The organism is Rhodovulum sp. 12E13 (genome assembly GCF_003340565.1).
GTDB lineage: Bacteria > Pseudomonadota > Alphaproteobacteria > Rhodobacterales > Rhodobacteraceae > HLUCCA09.
Map to the genome: position 1 here is coordinate 14,222 of NZ_QPLK01000014.1, position 20,959 is coordinate 35,180.

Annotated in this window: 18 protein-coding genes; 5 read left to right on the top strand and 13 right to left on the bottom strand. The window is 72.8% G+C overall.

The window, feature by feature from the left end:
* Window positions 1-102 precede the first annotated feature (102 nt).
* The 6 genes from DLJ49_RS12925 to lgt all read right to left on the bottom strand — a co-directional run bounded on the left by DLJ49_RS12925 (window position 103) and on the right by lgt (window position 5,880).
* The gene (locus DLJ49_RS12925; protein WP_115393973.1) at window positions 103-459 is read right to left on the bottom strand and encodes a tRNA-binding protein; all 357 of its coding nucleotides are present in this window, start codon (window positions 457-459) and stop codon (window positions 103-105) included.
* Window positions 456-1,259, bottom strand: a complete 804-nt coding sequence (proC, locus tag DLJ49_RS12930) for a pyrroline-5-carboxylate reductase (protein WP_115393974.1) — start codon at window positions 1,257-1,259, stop codon at window positions 456-458. The genes DLJ49_RS12925 and proC overlap by 4 nt, the downstream gene beginning before the upstream one ends.
* Before the next feature lie 457 nt (window positions 1,260-1,716).
* On the bottom strand, window positions 1,717-2,556 hold the full coding sequence (locus DLJ49_RS12935; RefSeq protein WP_158547463.1) for a Hint domain-containing protein: 840 nt from the start codon (window positions 2,554-2,556) through the stop codon (window positions 1,717-1,719).
* 298 nt (window positions 2,557-2,854) lie between these two features.
* Window positions 2,855-3,613 (bottom strand): peptidoglycan editing factor PgeF, encoded by a 759-nt coding sequence (gene pgeF / locus DLJ49_RS12940; protein WP_115393976.1) that lies wholly within the window; start codon window positions 3,611-3,613, stop codon window positions 2,855-2,857.
* Between the two features lie 168 nt (window positions 3,614-3,781).
* Window positions 3,782-5,002, bottom strand: a complete 1,221-nt coding sequence (locus DLJ49_RS12945) for a class I SAM-dependent methyltransferase (RefSeq protein ID WP_115393977.1) — start codon at window positions 5,000-5,002, stop codon at window positions 3,782-3,784.
* Window positions 4,999-5,880: a prolipoprotein diacylglyceryl transferase gene (lgt, locus tag DLJ49_RS12950; RefSeq protein ID WP_115393978.1), complete on the bottom strand. Its 882-nt coding sequence runs from the start codon at window positions 5,878-5,880 to the stop codon at window positions 4,999-5,001. The genes DLJ49_RS12945 and lgt overlap by 4 nt, the downstream gene beginning before the upstream one ends.
* A gap of 196 nt (window positions 5,881-6,076) precedes the next feature.
* Between lgt and DLJ49_RS12955 the strand changes: the two genes are divergently transcribed.
* The 3 genes from DLJ49_RS12955 to DLJ49_RS12965 all read left to right on the top strand — a co-directional run bounded on the left by DLJ49_RS12955 (window position 6,077) and on the right by DLJ49_RS12965 (window position 8,471).
* The gene (locus tag DLJ49_RS12955; protein ID WP_115393979.1) at window positions 6,077-6,328 is read left to right on the top strand and encodes an accessory factor UbiK family protein; all 252 of its coding nucleotides are present in this window, start codon (window positions 6,077-6,079) and stop codon (window positions 6,326-6,328) included.
* Between the two features lie 612 nt (window positions 6,329-6,940).
* Entirely contained in the window at window positions 6,941-7,762 is an 822-nt protein-coding gene (locus DLJ49_RS12960) for a winged helix-turn-helix transcriptional regulator (RefSeq protein WP_115393980.1), read from the top strand.
* 208 nt (window positions 7,763-7,970) lie between these two features.
* Window positions 7,971-8,471: a type III secretion system chaperone family protein gene (locus DLJ49_RS12965; RefSeq protein WP_115393981.1), complete on the top strand. Its 501-nt coding sequence runs from the start codon at window positions 7,971-7,973 to the stop codon at window positions 8,469-8,471.
* A gap of 175 nt (window positions 8,472-8,646) precedes the next feature.
* Here the strand turns inward: DLJ49_RS12965 and DLJ49_RS12970 are convergent, their stop codons facing one another.
* Entirely contained in the window at window positions 8,647-9,402 is a 756-nt protein-coding gene (locus tag DLJ49_RS12970) for a hypothetical protein (protein WP_115393982.1), read from the bottom strand.
* Between the two features lie 174 nt (window positions 9,403-9,576).
* On the opposite strand from DLJ49_RS12970, the gene meaB reads away from it, so the two are divergent.
* Complete coding sequence (gene meaB / locus DLJ49_RS12975) at window positions 9,577-10,578, top strand: methylmalonyl Co-A mutase-associated GTPase MeaB (RefSeq protein WP_115393983.1); 1,002 nt, start codon at window positions 9,577-9,579, stop codon at window positions 10,576-10,578.
* A 4-nt stretch (window positions 10,579-10,582) separates the two neighbouring features.
* On the opposite strand, the gene DLJ49_RS21455 is transcribed toward meaB, so the two are convergent.
* The 4 genes from DLJ49_RS21455 to DLJ49_RS12995 all read right to left on the bottom strand — a co-directional run bounded on the left by DLJ49_RS21455 (window position 10,583) and on the right by DLJ49_RS12995 (window position 15,314).
* Window positions 10,583-12,004, bottom strand: coding sequence for a hypothetical protein (locus DLJ49_RS21455; RefSeq protein WP_147277310.1), 1,422 nt, complete (start codon window positions 12,002-12,004; stop codon window positions 10,583-10,585).
* 364 nt (window positions 12,005-12,368) lie between these two features.
* On the bottom strand, window positions 12,369-13,160 hold the full coding sequence (locus tag DLJ49_RS12985; RefSeq protein ID WP_115393985.1) for an SseB family protein: 792 nt from the start codon (window positions 13,158-13,160) through the stop codon (window positions 12,369-12,371).
* Window positions 13,157-13,798: a uracil-DNA glycosylase family protein gene (locus tag DLJ49_RS12990; RefSeq protein ID WP_115393986.1), complete on the bottom strand. Its 642-nt coding sequence runs from the start codon at window positions 13,796-13,798 to the stop codon at window positions 13,157-13,159. Before DLJ49_RS12990 ends, DLJ49_RS12985 begins: the two co-directional genes overlap by 4 nt.
* A gap of 694 nt (window positions 13,799-14,492) precedes the next feature.
* On the bottom strand, window positions 14,493-15,314 hold the full coding sequence (locus DLJ49_RS12995; RefSeq protein WP_158547464.1) for a cobalamin B12-binding domain-containing protein: 822 nt from the start codon (window positions 15,312-15,314) through the stop codon (window positions 14,493-14,495).
* 405 nt (window positions 15,315-15,719) lie between these two features.
* Between DLJ49_RS12995 and DLJ49_RS13000 the strand changes: the two genes are divergently transcribed.
* Window positions 15,720-18,257 carry a cation:proton antiporter gene (locus DLJ49_RS13000; protein WP_115393988.1) on the top strand — a complete coding sequence of 846 codons (2,538 nt, stop codon included), beginning with the start codon at window positions 15,720-15,722 and terminating at the stop codon, window positions 18,255-18,257.
* A gap of 297 nt (window positions 18,258-18,554) precedes the next feature.
* Here DLJ49_RS13000 and DLJ49_RS13005 read toward each other — a convergent pair whose 3' ends face one another.
* Window positions 18,555-20,279, bottom strand: a complete 1,725-nt coding sequence (locus DLJ49_RS13005) for a cation:proton antiporter (protein ID WP_199533371.1) — start codon at window positions 20,277-20,279, stop codon at window positions 18,555-18,557.
* A complete protein-coding gene (locus DLJ49_RS13010) occupies window positions 20,279-20,533 on the bottom strand; it encodes a helix-turn-helix domain-containing protein (RefSeq protein WP_115393990.1) in 255 nt (84 codons plus the stop codon). The genes DLJ49_RS13005 and DLJ49_RS13010 overlap by 1 nt, the downstream gene beginning before the upstream one ends.
* Between the last annotated feature and the right edge of the window lie 426 nt (window positions 20,534-20,959).

The following is a 20,959-nucleotide window of genomic DNA, read 5'->3' on the forward strand; positions in this document are numbered from 1 at the left end:
GCGTCCTCCCTGTGTCGCGGCGGCCTGCCGCTGCGCGAGGGTTAGCCGGGCCGACTTGCCGCCGCAACGGCAGCGGCGCGCCGCTGCCCGATCCGCCGGGCCTCAGTGCAGGCGCGCGCCGGGCGGCACCTCTGCGTCCGGCGCGACGAGCACGACCGCGCCATCGTCGTCAGACACGCCGAGCACCAGCACCTCGGACACGAACGGCCCGATCCTGCGGGGCGGGAAGTTGACCACCGCCAGCACCTGCCGCCCGACCAGCGCCTCGGGGGCGTAGCGGGCGGTGATCTGCGCCGAGCTGTTCCTCACGCCGATGTCGGGGCCGAAATCGACCCGCAGCTTCAACGCCGGCTTGCGCGCCTCGGGGAACGGCTCGGCCGCCACGACCCGCCCCGCGCGGATATCGACCGCGAGGAAGTCGTCGAGCGCGATCTGCGGAGCTGCCGGACCGTCGCTCATCGGCCGAGCTCCCGCGAGCGGTCGGCGGCCGCGGCCACGGTGCGGCGCATCAGGTCGGGCAGCTCGTCGGTCAGCACGGCGAGGCCCGCCGCCGTGGTGCCCTTCTGCGAGGTGACGGACTCGCGCAGCTCGGCCGCGCTCGCCTGAGACGCGTCGAGCAGCGCGCCCGCCCCCGCCACGGTGGCGCGTGCGAGCGCCATGGCCAGATCGGGGGCGAGACCCTGCGCCTCGCCGGCCTGCGCGAGCGCCTCGACGAGGTGGAAGACGTAGCCGGGGCCGGACCCGGACACGGCCGTCACCGCATCCATCTGATCCTCGCTTTCGAGCCGCACCGTCGTGCCCACGGCCGACAGGAGCGCCTCGGCGAGCGCGAGCCCGGCCTCGCCGGCGGCGGCGTTGGCGATCAGCGCGGTCACGCCGCGGCCGACCGAGGCGGGCAGGTTCGGCATGGCGCGCACGATCGGCGTGCCCGGCGGCAGCGCGGCCTCGAAACGGCCGAGCGGCGTCCCGGCCGCGATCGACACCACGAGCGTCTCCGGTCCGCCGAGATGGGCGACCTGCGGCAGAGCGGCGTCCATCATCTGCGGCTTGACGGCGAGCAGCAGAACGGCGGGCCGCTCGGGCAGGGAGCCGCCCAGATGCACGCCGGCGTCCCGGAGCCAGTCGGACGGGGCGGGGTCGATGACGTGGACGGCGGAGGGGGGCACGCCTTGCGCCAGCCACCCTTCGAGCATCGCTCCGCCCATCCGGCCGCAGCCGAGCAGCACCATCCCGCGCCGCGTCACCTCGTCGAGCGTCATCGCGTCCCTCCCTGCGTGCCGGGCGACGCTAGAACCGCGGCCCGCAGACTGCAACCGGGGCGGGGGCGCTGCCCCCGTCGCCGCCTGCGCGGCGACTCCCCCGGGATACTTGGAGCAAGAAGAAGCCGGGGCGACCGGGGCGATGGGTCAAGGTGGCGCCCCGGCTCACGGTGCGTCGGCGCGCCTGCGGGCACGCCGGCGCATCGGCTGGGTGCCGGGGCCGTGCGGCCGCGGCGTTCGGTGGGGAAGGCGGGGAGGCTCGCGCGGGGCCTGGGACGGGGACACGGGCGGTGCCCGCGTCGCGGCGGCGGCGTGGTCGCGGCCTGCCCCGCCGCGCAGAGCGGGGATCGGAGCGACGGCGCAGGCTTCGGCGATCGTGGGCAGCCCGGCGCGGGGCGGGGACTGCTCCGTGCCACGGCGCCGCCCCCGGCCTTTCCCGTCCCTGGACCTCCGGCCCTCAGGCGGCGCGGAGACTGTCGAGTTCGAAGGCGGTCAGGCGCGGCACGGACAGCGGGCCGAAGCCGCCCGTTCCGTCATCCGCCGCCGGGTCGATGTGGGGGAAGAGCGCGAGGAAAAGCTCGAGCGTCTCGCGCGTCATCATCGAAGCGGGGTCGGCGCCGGGGTGATAGCTCTCGACCTCCATGCCGTTGGCGCGGATCACCTGCTGGCCGTGGAAGGCGAGGTGGAACACCCTGACCGGCGATACGGGCGTCACGCGGATCGCCCCGTCGCCGTCGACGAAGGCGCGCGCCGGCGCGAAGGCCTCGGCCGCACCGACGAGGTCTCGGCAGGCGGCGGACCGGTAGAGCACCCGCGCCCGCGGCCCGAGCACAAGGTCGGGAGCGGGACGGCCGAAGCCGAAGGCATCGGCGGACATCCGGGTGAGACTGGCCGCCTCGAGCCCGCCCGGGGCCGCGCCCGGACCGAGACCGCGCATGTCGGGGTAGACCGTCATCGCGCCGACCCAGAGCAGGGGCTGCGGCCCGGCGTTGACGGTCTCGATCATCATGCCCGGCACGAGATCCTCCACCGCGACCGGCCCTTCGGCCGTGGCGACGAGGGTGCCGCGGGCAAGGGCGGCGAAGGCATCTTCGAAGACGGGTGTCGCAGGGGCGACGCGGGTGAATTCGTCGAGGGACCCGTCGCCGGCGAGGGCGCGGATGTCGTAGCGGCGCGTGAGAGGCTGGTCGCGCCCGATATCCGCGCCCCCGCGGGCGGGTCTGGAGAAGGGCCTGCTCGCGAGGGCCCTGGGACGTCCCGTCGCGCTGCGCGCGGCGGGGGAGAGAGGGGTCGCCATGCGTCCGATCCTTTCGGGTCGGTCACGACTGCACGGCCCCCACCGGCTGCAGAAGGACGTTGTGTGAGCATGGTGATGCCGCAGGTCGATCGGCTTCGTCAAAAAGTCGTCGTCTTTCGATCGGCTCCCGTGTGCAATCCGCATCGCGGCGCAGGATCTGTTTCCGGGTGACGGTCCGATCCTGCCACATTTGGCAGGTGGCGATTCCGAATCGGGTGATCGCACGGTCCCGCATGTGCCGGTCGCGATGGCTCCGACGCGGCGGGGCGGGTGACCGCGCGCTCCGGGGCGCGGCGCGCTAGAGCCGGATCGCGGTGATCAGGCGACCGTAATCGGCCTCTGCCCGGTGCACCGAGCGCCGGTAGGAGTAGAAGCGCGCCTCGTCGGCATAGGTGCACTGCCGGGTCCATTCGGCATGGCCGATCCCGGCCGAGCGCAGGCGGTGGAGCGAGTAGCCGGGCAGGTCGAACTGCGACCTGTCGCCCTTGCCGCCCGCGAAGAAGCGGGCGTTCCCGCGATCCTCGTCGACGAAGCGTTCGACGAATTCCGGGCCGACCTCGTAGGCGCCCTGGCTGATCGTGGGGCCGATGACGGCGGCCACCCGCCCGCGCCCGGCGCCGAGTGCCTCCATCGCCTCGAGCGTCGCCTCCAGGATGCCGTCGAGAGCGCCGCGCCAGCCGGCATGGGCCGCGCCGATCACGCCTGCCTCGGCATCGGCGAAGAGCACCGGCTGGCAGTCGGCGGTGAGCACCGAGAGGGCGAGGCCCGGCACGTCCGTCACCATCGCGTCGGCGCGCTCCTGCCCGTGGCGGCCGCCCTCCGTGACCTGCACGACGTTGGCCGAGTGCACCTGCGTGACCGAGATCAGCGCCTCGGGCGCGACCCCCATCGCATCGGCCACGCGCGCCCTGTTGATCTCGACCGCGTGCGCCTGGTCGGACGAACCGCGCCCGCAGTTCAGCCCCGCGAAGATGCCCGACGAGGCGCCACCCCGCCGGGTGAAGAAGCCGTGGCGGAGGGGGGCAAGGGCGTCGGCTGTGAGGATCTCGAGCGTCATTCGATGTGCCGGGGCGGAAAGGTTGCGTGGCGGTGTCGTCGCGTGCGGGTCGGGTCGGTCTGTTCCTGGGCGGCGATCCGGCGCCGTGTCGTCGTCTGTCTGGTCTTTCCGGGCGGCGGGCCGGTCGTGGGAACGTGTGGGCCGGCCGGGCCTCGGCCGGCGGTCATTCTACGCGCGGGGCCGGCCGTGGGAGGGCCGGGTGGTCGGATCGCCGGAGCCGGTCGCCGGTGCGCGGCCGGAGAAGCCGGCGGGCGGGGGAGCGCCGGGGGCGGTCAGCGCCATCGCCTTGAACACCGTCCCCATCCGGGCGGCGTCGGTCAAGCGGCGCGCGGCGTCGAGATGGCTTTCGCGCCCCGGCCCCGTCGGCAGGGCTCGGGCCAGCGCCTCGGTCCGCGGCCCCAGGCCGAGGCGCATCAGCCACTCGCCCTGCGGCTCGGGCCCCCAGGCCTCGGCTCCCTCGGCGCGGGCGGCACGCGCCACCGCTTCGAAATCGACATGGGCGGTGAGATCGGCGGCGCCCGGTGCGTCGAGGGGCTCGGCGGGTGCATGGGCGCGCACCGCCTGCAGCGTGTCGCCGCGCGAGCGCCAGCCGCCGTAGTCGACGAGGAGCGCGCAGCCGCCATGCGCCGCGACCCTGCGAGCGATCTCTCCGACGACGGCGGGCAGGGCGGGGCAGAGCTCGACCATCTCGCCCTCGGCGGTGTCCTCCAGCCGGGTCTCGAGCGCGTCGAGCCGTGCCGGGGGGGCGAGCGCGAAGACGAGCCGACCGCCCTCTGCCGTGACCACCCTCTCGCGCCACCCCGTGCCGTCGCGGACGAACTGGCGGATCGGCAGCGCGTCGAGGAACTCGTTGGCGACGAGGAAGAGCGGGCGGCAGCGGGGGAGGGCGTCGGCGCGGTCGACCCAGCTCGCGCCCGCCACCCGCTCGGCCTGGGCCGCGCGCAGGCGAGGCGACGCCTCGACCAGCGTGATCGAGGCCGCGTCACGGAAGCCGGGCACCGCGGCTGTCGCGCGCAACAGGTCGGCCATCAGCGTGCCGCGGCCGGGGCCGAGCTCGGCCAGCGTGAACGGCGCCGGGCGGCCCTGGTCGAGCCAGGCCTGCGCCAGCGCGAGGCCGACGAGCTCTCCGAACATCTGGGTGATCTCGGGCGCAGTGGTGAAATCGCCCGCCGCGCCGAGAGGATCGCGGGTGGTATAGTAGCCGTGCGCCGGGTGCAGCAGCGCCTCGGCCATGAACTCTGCCACCGTGATCGGCCCTGTCGTGGCGATGCGGCGGAGCAGAAGGTCGGCGAGGCGGGTTTGCCCGGCATCCCGGTCGCCGTCGGGGCCGCCGTCCGGGCCGCCCTCCGATCCGGGCGCTGCGCCCCGATCCGCCGCGCCCCGGCTCATGCCGGACTAGGCCGCCGTGCCAGCGCCCAGCCGACCAGCGCCAGCCCCAGCGCCACCATCGGCAGCGACAGCAGCTGGCCCATGGTGACGCCGATCGCGCCCGAGCCGATGACGTGGCCCATCGGATTGTCGGCGGTGATGAATTGCGGGTCGGCCTGGCGGAAGATCTCCACCACGAAGCGCGCCGCCCCGTAGCCCGCGAAGAACAGGCCGGCGACCAGCCCGGGGCGGTGAAAGGCCCGGCGCCGCAGAGCGAGCCACAGCAGCGCCGCGCCGAGCACCAGCCCCTCGAGCGCCGCCTCGTAGAGTTGCGAGGGGTGGCGGGGCAGACCGAGCGGGTCGGTTGGAAAGACCATCGCCCAGGGGCCGTCCCACGGTCGGCCCCACAGCTCGGCGTTGACGAAGTTGGCGAGACGCCCCAGCAGCAGCCCCGGCGGCGTGGCGATGGCCAGCGCGTCGGCCGCGCTCAGCCGGTCGATCCCGTGGCGGCCGGTGAAGATCCACACCGCCACGACGACGCCCAGCAGGCCGCCATGGAAGGCCATGCCGCCCTGCCAGAGCATGAGGATCTCGAGCGGATTCGCGAGGTAGTGCAGCGGCTGATAGAACAGCACGAAGCCGAGCCGCCCGCCGAGGATCACCCCGAGGATCACCCAGGTCAGCAGATCCTCGACCTGCTCCGGGCTCATCGGCGCGCGCCCGCCGGGCCAGAGCGCAGGGCGCCGGACCAGTGCCACGACCATGCGCCAGCCGATCAGGATGCCGGCGATGTAGGCAAGCGCATACCACCGCAGCGCGAACGACATGCCGAACAGCTCGACCGAGAAGAGATCGGGGCCGATGTCGGGGAAGGGGATGGTGGCCGCGAGTCCCGTCATGCCTGTCCCGTCCTGCCTGTCCTGTCATGCCTGCCCGGTCATGCCTGCCCGGTCATGACGGCCCAATCGTTCGGTCCCTGTCATGCCCGTGCGGCGCCGCGTTGGCCGCTTCTCGCCGGGCCGCCGCGGCGAAGTCAACCTTGAGCCGCCCGGCACGGCGGACCATATACCGGCCATGTAACGACGGAGTGCTCCCATGCAGAGCCGCAACAAGATCCTCGACGACCTCTCGCAGCTCGCCACGAACGCGATGGGCGTGGCGCAGGGGGCCCGCGAGGAGGCCGAGAACGCCCTGAAATCGATGATGGACCGCTGGCTCGCCGACCGCGACCTCGTCACGCGGGAAGAGTTCGACGCCGTGCGCGCCCAGGCCCAGAAGGCGCGCGAGGAGAACGAGGCCCTCAAGGCCCGCATCGAGGCGCTGGAGGCAGCCGGCAAGGCCGGCTGACGCCGCGCGTTGCGGCGTCCGCGCGCGGGTCGCGGGCGTGACCCGACCCGCCGGCCCGCTTTCGGGCGCACGCCTGCGCCCCGCGGTCGCTGCCCGGTCCCGCGGAGGGGCCGGAATCGGCCCTCGGCGAGGTCAGGGGCCGGGCCTTGTGGGGCGGCGTCGCGCGTCAGGCCCGAGCGACGCGCGCACGGCGGAATCGCCGCCCCGGCCCCGGGAGCGTGCGCGACACGCCATGCAACGGATCGCCCCGTCTGCTCCTGCGCGTCTGGCGCAGACCTCGCCCCCGGCGCGACCACCTCTTCGACCCGCCCACCTTTTCGGCCCGCCTGCCCCTTTTCAGGCCGTTTCGGCGGGGGTGCCACATTATTGCCACGATTGACCCCGCTCTGGCGCTGTCGCCACATTTTCGCCACCAAAACACCCCGCAGGCGCCCATGCCTCGCGCTTGACCGTGGGGCGCGCCCTCCATAGCCAAGATGCCCAGAGCGGCGGCCTGCCCCGCTCCCCGGGGCGCACGCCCCGCGCGCAGCCCAGAACGGCGCACTCCCACCCTTGGCCCGATCCCAGGCCAGCCCGCGGCCGGGCGCCGGATCGCTGCACGGAGGCATCGCGATGCGACTTCTGATCACTGACACGAGCTGGCCGATGATGGCCGCTGCCCATGATCTCGACGCGGCCGGGTTCCGCCTCAGCCGGGTGGAGGACGCAGAGAGCCTGTTCGACTTCGTCCGCCACGGACAACAGGACGCCGTGCTGGTCGCCGCGCCCCTGCCAGACGCCGAGGCCGATCGCGTGGTCGCGCGGGTCCGCGCGGCTGCGCCCCGCCTGCCGGTCGTGGCGCTGGCCGAGCCGGGCCTCGACTGGCCCGCGCGCCGCGCCCTCTATGCCGCAGGTGTCGACGCGGTGCTCGACCTGCCGATGCCGGCCGCGGAATTCGCCGCGCGCCTGCGCGCGATGATCATGGGCGCCGCCGGCTTCCACAGCGGGCGGCTCTGCGCCGGCGGGCTCGAGCTCGACCCCGCCAGCCGCACCGCCTGCGCCGGCCGCCGCCGCCTGCGTCTGCCGGGCGAGGGCGCCGACGGGCCGAAGCGCATCGCCCTGTCGCCGCGCGAATACGACGTGCTCGAGCTGCTGATGCTCGCCGGCGGCCGCACCGTGGCGCGCGACGAGGTGATGGACCGGCTTTACGGCTTCGAGGACGAGCCCGGCGCCCGTATCGTCGACGTCTATGTGGCGCGCATCCGCGCCAAGCTTGCCGCCGCCGGCCTGTCGCCCGGCCTCGTCGAATCGCAGCGTGCCAGGGGGCTGCGCTTCGCCGCCGCGCCCGAGACGCCCGCCGAGGAGCCGCGGGGCCAGCCCGTCGCCGCGCCCGTCGGAGCGTCGTGCGACCGCACCGACGCGGAGGTCGCCGCGGCCGGGCCAATCGCTGCCTGACCAATCCACAGATGCTGCGGCTGTCCCCAACATATTGCGGGCAGCCGCGCCGCTGTCACAAAAATTCACTTTACAGCGCCGTCGCGACCCCGCACCATATCTCGTGAGGGGGGCGCAAAGGCACGCCGTCCCTTGAGCAGGCACCGAGCCCTTGGTGCAATGGGGGCAATACGACCGATTGCGCCGGGGCCAACCCAAGAGGCCGGGCATGTCGCTTTCCGAAAGCTATCTCACCGAGGACGTCCACCCCATCGACATCGTGGAGTCGCTCGCCGAACGCCACGCCTGGGAGTTCGACCGGATCGGCGACGACCAGATCGCCATGGCCGTCGAGGGCCAGTGGAAGCACTATTCGATCACGCTCGCCTGGTCGGGCTACGACGAGACGCTGCGGCTGATCTGCACCTTCGAGATGGAGCCCCCCGAAGAGCGGCTGCCCGCCCTTTACGAATGCCTCAACGCGGTCAACGACGCCTGCTGGGCCGGGGCCTTCGCCTACTGGGCCGAGCAGCGGCTGATGACTTATCGCTACGGCCTGGTGATGGCCGGGGGGCAGATGCCCTGCCCCGACCAGATCGACCGTCTGATCGGCACCGCCGTCGCCGCGGCGGAGCGCTACTACCCCGCCTTCCAGCTGGTGATCTGGGGCGAGCGCACGGCCACGGACGCGATGCAGGTCGCCATCGCCGAGGCCTACGGCCGGGCCTGAGCGGCCCGCCCGTCCCCCGGGCGACGGCGCCCCGATCCGCGCGGCGTGTCCTCGTCGCCGCAGCGGGCCGCGAGAAGCGCCGACCCCGGGGGATCGTTCCCGCCGCCGGGTCCCGCGGCGTCCGGGGAAAGGGGGCGCTGCCCCCGTCGCCTTGCGGCGACTCCCCCGGAGTATTTCAGCCAAGATGATGGGACGAGGCGGCGCGTGGATGGCGACGGGACGCGAGCAGGCCGAGGCAACCGATTCCGGCGAGCATCATCGGCACGGAGGCGGGAACGGGCATCACGGGGGGATCGGCCGCTTCCGAGAGCGGGAAACCGAACAGGGCGTTCAGGCTCGTGTCGGTCGCGCCGGTCCGGACCGTTAAGCCGTAGGCGCCCCCGAGGTTCAGCGTCTGAAGGCCCGGGAACGGCACGTAATCCTCGCCCGCGGTGCCAGGCAACGATGGCGATGTCGCCCCGAACTTGCCGCTCGCCGCGGTGCCGGCGGCGTGAAGCACTTCGAAAGAGGACGACAGGGTGCGCGGGGCGTCCGGGTCCTGCCAGCCGTAGACGGCAAGGTCGTGTCTCGCGCCGGCGATCAGGCCGGCGAGGTCGTGACTGTCGCCGCCGGGATTGTTGCCAAGGCTCACAGATTGGGTGTCCTGGAAGAGAACCGGGCCCGATGGGGCCGCGGGCCCCGACCCCGCCGCCATGCTGCACTCGGGGATGCTTACACCGGTCGGCGTGCCGAACTCGTCCACGAGGGGCAGCCCGTTTCCGTCGATCCGGGTCCAGACCGTGCCGGTCGTGCTGAGCACGCCCACGGCGCCGCTCTGCACATCGCCATTGAAGAGATCGTGGTCCGCGTTGATGACGGTCGCCGAGGCCGCTGCGCCGGCGCCGGAGGCGAGACAGGCCCTGCCCATGACGCCGGGGATGGCGAAGGGCATTTCGGTATCCCCTCGTCTTTACCCGGCGTCGGGCTTGGACAGCCGGGTGCGAAATGCCGGGCGGAGGCGCCGCCGGTCGCTGCGCCCGCGCGCAGCGGGCTGGACACGGCCGGCGCCGCGTCGCATCTCCCGGTGGTGCGCCCGCGGGCGGTCGGCAGTCGGGGAGGCGGCGAGATGGACGCAGACGCTCTGGCGGAGGGCGTGGCCCGGGGTGACCGGCGGGCCCTGGCGCGCGCGATCACGCTGATCGAGAGCGGGCGGGCCGACCACCGTTCCGCAGCGGTGCGCCTGTCGGAGCGGCTGGCGGGCACGGGCCGGCAGGCGCTGCGCATCGGGCTGTCGGGGACGCCGGGTGTCGGCAAGTCGACCTTCATCGAGGCGTTCGGCCTGATGCTGACGGGGCAGGGCCTGCGGGTGGCAGTGCTGGCGGTCGATCCGTCCTCGGCCCGCTCGGGCGGCTCGATCCTGGGCGACAAGACGCGGATGGAGCGGCTGTCGCGCGACCGATCCGCCTTCATCCGCCCCTCGCCCGCGCAATCGCAGCTGGGCGGGGTGGCGCGGCGCACGCGCGAGGCGGTGGCGCTGTGCGAGGCGGCGGGCTTCGACGTGGTTCTGGTCGAGACGGTGGGGGTGGGTCAGTCCGAGACGGTGGTGGCCGAGATGGCCGACCTGTTCGTGCTGCTGCTTGCGCCGGCGGGGGGCGACGAGCTGCAGGGCGTCAAGCGCGGCATCATGGAGATCGCCGACCTTATCCTCGTCAACAAGGCCGATGGCGAGCTGAAGCCCGCCGCGACCCGCACCTGCGCCGACTATGCCGGCGCGCTGAAGCTGTTGCGCAAGCGCCCGCAGGACCCCGAGGGCTTCCCCAGGGCGATGACCGTCTCGGCCGTCTCGGGCGACGGGCTGGAGGCCGCCTGGGCCGAGATGCAAGCGCTCGCCGAGTGGCGCAAGGCGCACGGCCACTGGGAGCGGCGCCGCGCCGAGCAGGCCCGCGGCTGGTTCGACTACGAGGTGCGGCAGGGGCTCCTGGCGCGGCTCACCTCCGACCCCGACACCCGCGCCCGGATGGAGCGGCTGGGCGCCGCGGTCGCCGCCGGCGAGACCTCCGTCACCGCCGCCGCCGAGGAGATGCTGGGCGCGCTCGGGCTGGGCCTGCGCGGCGACGGCGCGGGCTGAGCCCTCAGAGCGCCCCCACCGGCACCTGCGCGATCCACGTCAGCCCCTCGAAATAGAGGGCGAGCGCGGCCAGAGCCAGATCGCCGCCCACGGCCCAGAGCCCCCAGATCCCGGCGCCGAGGACCACGAGCGGCACCCACCAGACGAAGGCCAGCGCGAGCGCGGCGCGGACGGCGCGCAGCGCGCTCCGGTCGGCCTCGCCGATCCAGTCCGCCACCGGCCGCCGCAGCCCGCGCGGCCACAGCCCCTGCACCCCCAGCAGGCTGACGGCGAAGTGCAGCGCCGTCGGCAGGATTGTGGAGAACAGCATCAGGTAGAGCCAGACGTAGTCCCACGGCGCCATGTAGACCCCCGCGAACAGCGCCCCGAGGTCGAGCAGGGGCGTGCCCGCCAGCAGGTTCAGCCAATGCATTACGGCGACGAGCGTCGCGCCCAGCGCGAGGAACAGGACGCAGGCCACCGCGAGGTCCGCCACCCCCCAGAGCAGCGGCAGCCGGGCGCGCAACCCCCGCCGCAGGAAGGTGAGCGTGACGGCGTAGGAGAGGGTGTCGAACAGCGCGTTGAGCAGGGGCAGGACGCCGAGGAAGAGGAAGATGGAGCGTCTCTCGTCCGACAACGCCGTCCAGTCGATCACGGCGGCGGACAGAGTAATGGCAGCCACCACTCCGATCGTCAGGCCCAGTCGCGCGATCAGCGGCCGGCGGTGGGCGTCCAGCCACAGAATGACGACTCCGAATGCGGCTGCGACTGCGATTGCGAGTGCGACTGCGCCTGCGACTGCGACTGCGACTGCGGCTGCGAGGACCAACAGCCAGTCCGCGGTCCTCCGAACCGCGTCACGCGGACTGGCTGCCGCCAGCGTCCGCCCAATGACGCCGAGGATCAGGATGACGAAGGCGCCGGAGAGGGCCGCGCGCTCCCACCAGAAGGGCGCCGGCTCCGCCAGCACGGCGCTGCCGACCCGCGCCGCCTCGCCGGTCACGATCCACTGCGCGATGGGCAGCGCGATGGGATAGGCCACCGCGATCAGCAGGGCAGCGTCGTAGAGGCGCCAGGTCATCGCGGCGCGGAACAGGGTCGGCACCGGGTCGCGATCATCGGCCGGGTCGCAGACGCGCCGCCAGACGGCCATCACGTTGCGGCGGGTGAGGGTGGTGTAGATCTGGGTGTAGGTCGACCTGCGCAGCGTGCCGGCGACGAAGGCGCGGCTCGCCCCGTCGGACAGGTTGAGCAGCGCCGTCACCCAGAGCAGCAGCCACGCGATGGCGCCCGCCCACACCCACCACGGCGCGGGCGTGTTGAACAGCGCCAGCAGCGTGCCGCCGGTGGCGACCCCCCAGATCGCGGCATTGATCCCGACATGCCCCGCCTCGCGCTGGCCCGCCTCGCGCTTGCCGGTCTCGCGCTGCCCGCTCTCGTCTCTCACGGCCCCCTCGATCGCTGCTGAGCCCAGCGTGACCGGACGGCCCGTCGATGACAAGGCGGGGGCGGACCGTCGCGCCCGTCGCGGAATGGCCCAAGCGCTGTTCTCGCCGGAAGGGAATGGCGCGCGCAGGCCAGCGCCGGGCCTGCCGCGCCGTGCCCACCGAGCCGGAGACGGGCCGGGGACATCGGGGACCCCGCCGGGGGCGCCCCCGCCCGCCATGCACCGCGCCCCCGGCGCCGCACCCTCGGCCAGGGACAGGCCGGGGCGCAACGCGCCTACCGTCGGGCGCGCGCCCGCGCCCCCGTCGCCGGTCCGCGTGCGGCACGGTCGGGCGCGCAGGCGCACCCGCGGGTGGGGAGCCGCCTCACCGCAGGCGCGGTGGCGCATCGGGATCGGTGCCGGGGGCGCGGGGGGGCTCGGGCGCCGCGGCGCGGGGCAGGTCGAAGCGCAGGGCGACGCGGGCGAGGCGCGCGGCCAGGATGTGGTCGGCAGGCAGGAAGGCCACGTCGAGCGTGCCCGCTTCGAGGCCGGAGAAGGTCAGCGCCTCGCCCACGGCGCGCGACAGAGCCCCTTCCGCCCCCGGCGCGGCGCCAATGAAGGCCAGCATGTGCGAGCGCGCGCCCCCCTCGTAGGCGACCGTGGCGAGGAAGGCGGCCTCGGCCATGCCCTCGGCCCGCGCGAGCTTGGCGTCGAGCGCGCGCAGGAGCCGCTCGGGCAGCGCGTCGGGCGGCGCGATCTCGCGCGGCTGGGCCACCGCCTCGGCCGGCCGCTGCGCCACGGTGCCGGCGAGCCACTCCACCGCCTCGGCCGGCAGCAGCATCTCCGAGGGGGCCTCGCCGAGGTTCACCCCCAGCCCGATGCCGCGCCCCGCCAGCATCTCGACCGCCCGCCGCCCGGCCATCGCGGCATAGGGCGTCGGGCCACCGGCAAAGCGCGCCAGCCGGTCCTCGCGGTCGTAGGCCAGCACGAACGGCCCCTCGTCGAGCGGAAAGATGCGCGGCTCCACCGTGTCGGAGCCGGGCTCGGGGTCGCGCTGGAGCATCAGGAAAAGCTCTCCCTCGACGAGCCGGGCGTAGAAGGCGAGGCGGGCGGCGTCGTCGTCGGGCGCGGCCTCCATCGCGGCGGCGGCGATGTCGAGAGGGGTCGGCGCGCTCATCCCATCACCTCGGCGACGCGGGCGCGCAGCGCCGGCAGCAGCTCGGCCTCGAACCAGGGGTTGCGCTTCAGCCAGGCCGTGTTGCGCCAGGACGGGTGGGGCAGGGGAAAGACGTCGGGGGCGAACTCCCGCCATCTGGCCACCGTGGCCGTCACGCCGCGCTTCGCCGCCACGCCGAGATGCCAGCGCTGGGCGTAGCCGCCGATCAGCAGCGTCAGGCGCACGGGGCCGGCATGGGCCAGCGCGTCGGCCCGCCACGTCTCGGCGCAGAGCCGGGGCGGCGGCAGGTCGGATCCCTTGGCGTCGTAGCCCGGAAAGCAGAAGGCCATCGGCACGATCGCAACGCGGGACCGGTCGTAGAAGGCCGCCTCGTCCAGCCCCAGCCATGCCCGCAGCCGCGTGCCCGAGGCATCCCAGAAGGGCGTGCCGGCGGCATGGACCCGCATCCCCGGCGCCTGGCTGGCGATCAGGAGACGCGCGCCCGGGCGAAACCAGATCACCGGGCGGGGCGCGTGGCCCGTGGCCGTCGCCGCGAAGCGCCCGGCGCAGAGCCGGCAGGCGGCCAGTCGCTCCGGCAGGGGGGGCTGGGCCGATGGGCCGGCCGGAGGGTCTTGGGGGCGGGGGGCGGACGCAGTCATGTCCCTAGGGTATGGGACCACGCCGCGGGAGCAAGCGGTTGCGTGAGGGCAGCGGCCCGCGAGAGAGCCTACCGGTCGGGCCGGCGGAGCCGGCCCGACCGTGGTGCCCTCTCGTCGCGTCGGATGATCCAGGCGAGCCGACGCCATGGCGCTCGGGTGCGTTCGGTTCCTGTCGGGCGCGGCTCGGCGGTTCGGCGGCTCGGCTCCGGCCTCGCGTTCTGTGAGGGGCTGTGCTCCCGGCCTCACCCGTGCGCGAGCGTTGCGGGGCAGGGGGGAGGCAGCAGCGCCGGGCGGGGCCGCGCCGGAGCGCCCTCTACGGCGGGCGTCGATCATTGCGCCCGGTGAGCAGGCCGTAGCGCGTCCTGTGCGGCTCGCCGGGGCGGACCCCGCACCCTGGAGTCGCGTCTGCGAGCCGGGCCGGGGGCACCGGCGCGCGGCCGGGGCGGCGGCGCGCGCGACCCCCGGCATGTCGCCGACCGTCAGGACCGCCGATCCGGAACGCACCTGCGCCGCGCGCCCGGCGGGGCCGCGCCGTTCCGCTGCCGGTGCCGTCCCGTTCGGCCGACACGGCGCTCGCCCCCGGATCGGACGATGCCGAGATCCCTCCCCCCATCCATGGGGCGTCGGCGGGCATGGCGAGGGGGCTGCGCGCGCGGCAGGCAACCCGCACCCTGCAATGCCGCCGGGCGCGGCGTCAGCCCCGCAGGCGGACGAGGCGGTCGAGGTCGGCGCAGGCGGTCCGCGCGTCGTGGAACAGCAGGTCGATATCGACGATCTCGGTGATCTGCGCGTCATCGAGCTCCGCTCCGGGGGCGACACCGATGACGGCCCGCGGGACCGTCATGCGCAGCGCCACGACAAGGCGAATGAGATCCTGAAGGCGGTGATCGGTGCTCAGGGACAGCCCGATGATCTGCGGCTGCAGCGTCTCGACATGGGCGACGATCCCGTCGTGATCCCGGCCCACCTGCAGGTCGATATCCCAGCCCGCCTCGCGGAACAGGTCCGCCGCCATGGTGATGCCGATGCCGTGCGTCTCGCCGGGAACGGTGGCGAAGAGCGCATGCCGACGCTCGTCATAGGGCTGCCCGCCCGGTGGCCCCTCGGCCCGCAGCGCCCGCATCAGGGCGTAGAGATGGCCGGTTCCGACGGTCACCTCCACGAAGGAGAGCCGCCCCTCGTCCCATCCTTCGCCCAGCTTCCGCGCGGCGGCACCGATATAGCCGAGATACACGCCCTGCCGTGTCAGGCCCGCGTCCCGGCGCTGCCGGATGAAGTCGAGCGCGGCGTCCGGCGCGGGCTGCACCAGGACGTCGCAGAAAGCGGCGAGGCTGCCGTCGTCGATCACCGGGTTCTCGAACCTGGCGCCCCGTTCCGCGACCCGCGCGAGCCCCGCGACGATGTCGCTCGCGAGCGCCTCGACGGCCGACCGGTCGAACGTGCTCCGCTTGGCGGCGAAACGCGTGGCTGTACGAAGGAAGACCTCCGCGTCGAGCAGAACGTCCTGGTTGCCCACCTTGCGCCCCTCCCTCTCGACAGTGAAACTTCGCGGGGCCGCGCTTGCAAGAGCGAAGGCCAGGGTGACCCCTGCACATTTCGCCGCGGGCGCCATGCCGCGACCTGCATCCGGCCAGGCTCGACCTCGACGTTTCCCGGGTATGGCTGGCCCGCTGCCCCAGGGTCGCCCCTGCACTGCAGGCACAGCTAAGAGCGCCAGAGTCGCGCGGGCCGACTGCCGCCACACGGCTCTGATGGTGTGACCGTCGCCCGACGACATCTGGTGTGCCAAGGCGGGTTCAGACGTTCCTTGACTGGCGCGCGCGGCCCATTCCGAAGGCGGAACGACATGGGCTCGCCTTTCCTGGTCGACCAACTGGCAAGACCGTTTCCCAGGGCCCGGAATACCAGCTAATTCGGACTTATGGATATCGTTCTCGTCACCACGGTCATCGCGTCGCTGTTCCTCGTCATCGGTGCGGCGGAGCCGCTCGCCGCGCGCCTGAAGTTGCCCTACAGCGTGATCCTCGCCGTGCTCGGCGTTCTGATCGGCGCAGGGGCGATCTTCTTTCTGAGGACGGAGCTGACCGACGCGCTGAACCCGGTGGCCGAGGCGATCCTGGGGTTGCCGATCCGGTCCAACGTCTTCCTCTACGTCTTCCTGCCGACGCTGCTGTTCCAGGCGACGCTGGGTATGAACCTGCGCCGGATGCTCGACGACTGGGTGCCGATCCTCGTGCTGGCGGTCGTCGCCGTGGTGGTGGCGACGCTGAGCGTGGGCTACGCCCTGTCCTGGGCGAGCGCGCTGCCGCTGGCGGCCTGCCTCTTGATCGGCGCGATCGTGTCCACGACCGACCCGTCCGCGGTCGTCACCATCTTCCGGTCGATCTCGGCGCCGCGCCGGCTGGCGCGGATCATCGAGGGCGAGAGCCTGCTGAACGACGCCGCGGCCATCGCGCTCTTTGGCCTGTTCATGGGCTTCGTGATGCTGGGGCTGCCCGATCCCGACCTCGGCGAGGCGCTGGCGCGCTTCCCCGTCCTGATCGGCGGCGGTGCGTTGATGGGCTGGCTCGCGGCGCGGGTGGCGGTCTGGATCATGGCGCTCTTCAGCCGGCACGAACTGGCGCAGATCTCGATCTCGGTCGCGCTGCCCTACCTTGCCTATATCGGGGCCGAGCAGAGCATCGGCGCCTCGGGCGTCATCGCCGTGGTCGCCGCGGGGCTGACGCTGAACCTGACCGGGCCGGGCCGCCTGCCGCCGCAGGCCTGGGCGAACCTGCGCGAGATCTGGGACGTGCTGGCCCATTGGGCCGGGGCGCTGATCTTCGTCCTTGCCGCTCTGCTGATCCCGCGGCTGCTGGAGGAGGTCCGCGTCGAGGATTTCGTTCTGGTCGGCGTCGTGATCCTGGCCGCCATCGCGGCGCGGGCGGTGATCCTGTTCGGGCTCCTGCCGCTTCTGACGCTGCTCAAGCTCTCCCCGGCGGTGGAACGCCCCTACCGCGTGGCGATCCTCTGGGGCGGCCTGCGGGGCGCGGTCACCCTGGCGCTCGCCCTCGCCGTGACCGAAAGCTTCCGGGTGCCCGACGACATCCAGCGCGTCGTGGGCATTCTCGCCACCGGCTTCACCCTCTTCACGCTGATCGTGCAGGGCACGACGCTGCGGCTCGTGATCGCCTGGCTCGGCCTCGACCGGCTCTCGCCCATCGACGAGGCGCTGTCGCGGCAGGTGGTGGCGGTGGCGCTCCAGACGGTGCGCGAGGACGTCGCGCGCACCACCGAGAACTACGAGCTGAGCCACGACACGGTGCGCTCCGAGGCCAAGCGCTTCGGCGAGCGGCTGGATGCGGCGGTGAAGTCGGCCGAGGCGAGCGCCGACATCCTCGACCGCGACCGCGTCACGCTGGGCCTGATCGCGCTCGCCGGCCACGAGCGCGACACGATCCTCGCCCGCGTGCGCGAGCGGACGATCTCGTCGCGCATGGCCGAGCAGGTGCTGTCCGACGCCGACCGGCTGATCGAGGGCGCCCGCAGCCAGGGGCGCAGCGGCTACAACCGCGCGGCGCGGCGCAGCGTCGCCTATGGCCGGGCTTTCCGCGTCGGCGCGGTTCTGAACGGCCGGCTTGGCCTGTCGGGTCCGCTGGCGCGCATGACGGCCGACCGGTTCGAGCTTCTGCTCTCGCAGCGGCTGATCCTGCGCGATCTCGGCGCCTTCATCGACGGGCGCATCCGGCGCATTCACGGGCGGCGCGTTGCCGAGCTGCTGCACGAGTTGCTCGCCCGGCGGATCGAGATGGTGGAGACGGCGCTCGAGGGGCTGCGCCTGCAATATCCGGGCTATGCCGAGGAGCTGGAACGCCGTTTCATCCGGCGCACCGCGCTGCGGCTGGAAGAACGGGAATACACCGCCATGCGCGAGGACGGGCTGATCGGCGCCGAGGTCTACACCGCGCTGATGCAGGATCTCGACGCGCGCCGGGCCGCCGCCGAGGAACGCCCGCATCTCGACATCGCGCTGCAGCGGGCCGAGCTTGTCCGGCAGTTCCCGCTGTTCGCCGAGCTCGACGATGTGCGTCTCAAGCGCCTCGGCCGCGCGCTCGAGACGCGCTACGTCAATGCCGGCGACGTGATCATCCGCAAGGACAGCGTCGCGAGAAGCGTGTTCTTCATCGCCTCCGGCGCGGTGGAGCTGGAAAGCGCCGGCCAGACCTGGCGTCTGGGCCGCGGCGAGATGTTCGGTCAGGTGGCCATCCTGATGAAGAAGGCCCGCCGCGCCGAGGTGCGCGCCATCGCGCCTTCGACCATGCTGGTGCTGGACGAGGCGAGGTTCCGCCGCCTGCTCGACCGCAGCCAGGCCCTGCAGGACGCCGTGCGGGCAAGCGCCGAGAAGCGGGGCATCGAGCCGGACCACCTGTTCGAAGAGTCGCGCGCCCCACGCCCGGCACAGGACCGCGCGACCGCGTGACCGACGTCCGGCGGCGCGTCGATCCCGATCACGCCGCGCCGGTCCTCGGTCGTGGGGGCGACGCTGATCTGCGTATTGCCGATGCCTGGCCCGGAAACCTCGATCGACCTGCCCGGCAGGTCGTCGGTGGCCTGCAGCACGGGTTATCCGTTATCGCTCAGGCTCTCTTCCCAAGCCTCGAACGGCGCATCGACATCAGCGGACGTCGCGCTCGAACCGGTCCGCACCGTCGATCCGATGGCGCGGCCCGCCACGATCCCGGCCTCGTCAGGGATCGTCAGGGGCAGCGCTCTCGGATCACGACGCCTGCTTCTCTTCGGTTTCGATGGTCGGGATATCGGTCCGCTCTTCCTCGCGCGCGCCGCAGAGCAGGTCCACCGCGCGGTCGGCCGCGTCCTGGAACGGCTCCAGCACCATGTCGGCGCCGGCGGCGAAGAGTTCCTCGGTATCCTTGGGGTGATGCGAGGTCACGGCCACGCGCCCACGGAAGCCGGAGGCGCGGGTGAGCTGGATCAGCGTGGTACGCGTGTCCTCGTGGCTGAGGCCGGTCGGATGGATCGGCACCGTCGAGGCGATCCATTCCGCCCGCGGCAGCGGAAGCTCGGCCACGAATTCAGGGTCGGTGGCGTCGCCGAACTCGGTCTCGAGCCCCAGTTCCCGCCACCGCCGCACCGCGAGCGGGTTGAAGTCGACCCCGAGCACCCGGACGCCTCGCTTCTTCAGCCGCATCCCGATGGCCGTGCCGAAGCGCCCCAGCCCGAAGACGATCACCTTGTAGCCGTCCTCCCGGTGCGCCCCGGCCTCGGACGGCTCGCGCGGTGTGCCCTTGCGTTCGAACATGCCGAGCAGCGGCTCGAACACGGCATAGAGCTGGTGCGAGTAGGTGATCATGTAGGTGGAGGCGGCGATCGTCACGAGGCCGACCATGGTCACGAGGCCGAGCGCGTCGTCCTGCACATGGCCGAGCGACACGCCCATGGCGATGAAGATCAGGGAAAACTCGCTGATCTGCGCCACGGTCAGGCCGGCGAGGAAGCCGGTGCGCTTGCGGTAGCCCAACGCCCCCATGATCACCAGCACGATGAGCGGATTGCCGATCAGCACGAAGAGGGAGAAGATGATCGCCCCGCTGACATGCGCGCCGAGAAGCGACAGGTCGAGCGCCGAGCCGAGCGCGATGAAGAAGAACAGAAGCAGGAAGTCGCGCAGCGGCGCCAGCCGTGCCGCAATGGTCTCGCGGTAGGGTGTGGAGGCCAGCGCGACGCCGGCCAGAAGGCCGCCCACCTCTTTGCCCAGCCCCACGATGTCGCCGGCCGCCGCGAACATCGCCGCCATGGCGATGGCGAAGATCACCAGAAGCTCGGGCGCCCGCGCCAGCCGCTCGGTCAGCGGGTTGGCGACGTAGCGCACGAAGAGAACCACCAGCGCCACCATCGCCACGCCCGAGGCCAGCACCAGCGGGACCGACCCGCCGCCATGGCCGCCGTCACCCGCCGCGCCGATGCCGATGGCCGAGAGCACGATCATCGCCAGCACGACGACGAGATCCTGCACGATCAGGAAGCCGAGCGCGATCTGGCCGTGCAGGCTGTCGATCTCGCGCTTGTCAGACAACAGCTTCACGATGATGATGGTGGAGGAAAAGGTCAGCGCCACGGCGATGTAGAGGCTGGTCACGTGCCCGAGCCCGAGCGCGAGACCGATGAAATAGCCGAAGATCGAGGTGAAGGCGACCTGCCCGAGCCCGGTCAGGAGCGACACGGCCCCGAGGGAGCGGATCAGCTTCACGTCGAGCTTGATGCCGACGAGGAACAGAAGCACCGCGATCCCGAGCTCGGACAAGAGGCTGATCTGCTCGTCCGATCGCACCAGGTCCAGCGCCGAGGGCCCCGCGATCAGGCCGACCGCGATGAAGCTGACGATGAGCGGCTGGCGCAGGATGATCCCGAGGAACCCCACGACCGCCGCCAGCACGAGCAGCGCGGCGATCTCCGCAAACGGCGACTGAACGATAACGTCCATCAATTCTTCGGTCCCTTCGTCTTGTCTGCCCCGGTCATTTCCGGGGCGGTGTTCGTGCCGCCATGGCCCGTCGCGGTGGGCCGCGTTGCGTGATCATCGAGGAAGGCGTCGAGGTCCTCCGGACCGATCCGCCACCCCTTGCCGATATCGATCGCCCTGAGCTCGCCGTCCTTGATCCAGCGTCGTACGGTGACCTCGTTGACCTGCAGGAGGTCCGCGACCTCGCGGACGGTTCGATACTGCTCGCGTGACATGCTGGCGCCTTTTCACCGAGTTTGGCTCAATACACCGCAGCGTAGAGCAGATCAGCGGATTCAGACAGAGCCAGACGCGTCGCAGCGTGTCGCGCCCGGACGCGAGGCGATGACCCGCGACCGGGGACGATAGGGACCATGATCGCGGCCACGGATTCGTCCGCGGGATCGGACCGGGCGCCGCGGCGCGTGCGCCGTCCCGCGCGACAGGTCCAAGCCGCCATCCCCGCTACGGTCTCCGGCCGGCACTGCGCAGTCTTCAGTGCGTGCGCGTGCTCCGGGGTCGACGGCCGAAGGGCAACGCAGTGATTCCCGCTCCTCCGGCCCTCATGCCGTCAGGGCAGCAAAGAACGTGATCACACATTTTCCAAGTGTGATCACGAATGTGGATTTTGCGCCCGAAATGCCGGCGATGCGGCGAATTGG

Excerpts from the sequence above, each read along its gene's own strand:
- meaB (WP_115393983.1), top strand. The coding sequence starts at position 9,577 with ATGGACGCAGACGCTCTGGCGGAGGGCGTGGCCCGGGGTGACCGGCGG.
- DLJ49_RS12945 (WP_115393977.1), bottom strand. The coding sequence starts at position 5,002 with ATGAGCCGGGGCGCGGCGGATCGGGGCGCAGCGCCCGGATCGGAGGGC.
- DLJ49_RS12955 (WP_115393979.1), top strand. The coding sequence starts at position 6,077 with ATGCAGAGCCGCAACAAGATCCTCGACGACCTCTCGCAGCTCGCCACG.
- pgeF (WP_115393976.1), bottom strand. The coding sequence starts at position 3,613 with ATGACGCTCGAGATCCTCACAGCCGACGCCCTTGCCCCCCTCCGCCAC.
- proC (WP_115393974.1), bottom strand. The coding sequence starts at position 1,259 with ATGACGCTCGACGAGGTGACGCGGCGCGGGATGGTGCTGCTCGGCTGC.
- lgt (WP_115393978.1), bottom strand. The coding sequence starts at position 5,880 with ATGACGGGACTCGCGGCCACCATCCCCTTCCCCGACATCGGCCCCGAT.
- DLJ49_RS12970 (WP_115393982.1), bottom strand. The coding sequence starts at position 9,402 with ATGCCCTTCGCCATCCCCGGCGTCATGGGCAGGGCCTGTCTCGCCTCC.
- DLJ49_RS12990 (WP_115393986.1), bottom strand. The coding sequence starts at position 13,798 with ATGACTGCGTCCGCCCCCCGCCCCCAAGACCCTCCGGCCGGCCCATCG.
- DLJ49_RS12925 (WP_115393973.1), bottom strand. The coding sequence starts at position 459 with ATGAGCGACGGTCCGGCAGCTCCGCAGATCGCGCTCGACGACTTCCTC.
- DLJ49_RS13010 (WP_115393990.1), bottom strand. The coding sequence starts at position 20,533 with ATGTCACGCGAGCAGTATCGAACCGTCCGCGAGGTCGCGGACCTCCTG.
- DLJ49_RS12935 (WP_158547463.1), bottom strand. The coding sequence starts at position 2,556 with ATGGCGACCCCTCTCTCCCCCGCCGCGCGCAGCGCGACGGGACGTCCC.
- DLJ49_RS12985 (WP_115393985.1), bottom strand. The coding sequence starts at position 13,160 with ATGAGCGCGCCGACCCCTCTCGACATCGCCGCCGCCGCGATGGAGGCC.
- DLJ49_RS13000 (WP_115393988.1), top strand. The coding sequence starts at position 15,720 with ATGGATATCGTTCTCGTCACCACGGTCATCGCGTCGCTGTTCCTCGTC.
- DLJ49_RS12960 (WP_115393980.1), top strand. The coding sequence starts at position 6,941 with ATGCGACTTCTGATCACTGACACGAGCTGGCCGATGATGGCCGCTGCC.
- DLJ49_RS13005 (WP_199533371.1), bottom strand. The coding sequence starts at position 20,279 with ATGGACGTTATCGTTCAGTCGCCGTTTGCGGAGATCGCCGCGCTGCTC.
- DLJ49_RS12965 (WP_115393981.1), top strand. The coding sequence starts at position 7,971 with ATGTCGCTTTCCGAAAGCTATCTCACCGAGGACGTCCACCCCATCGAC.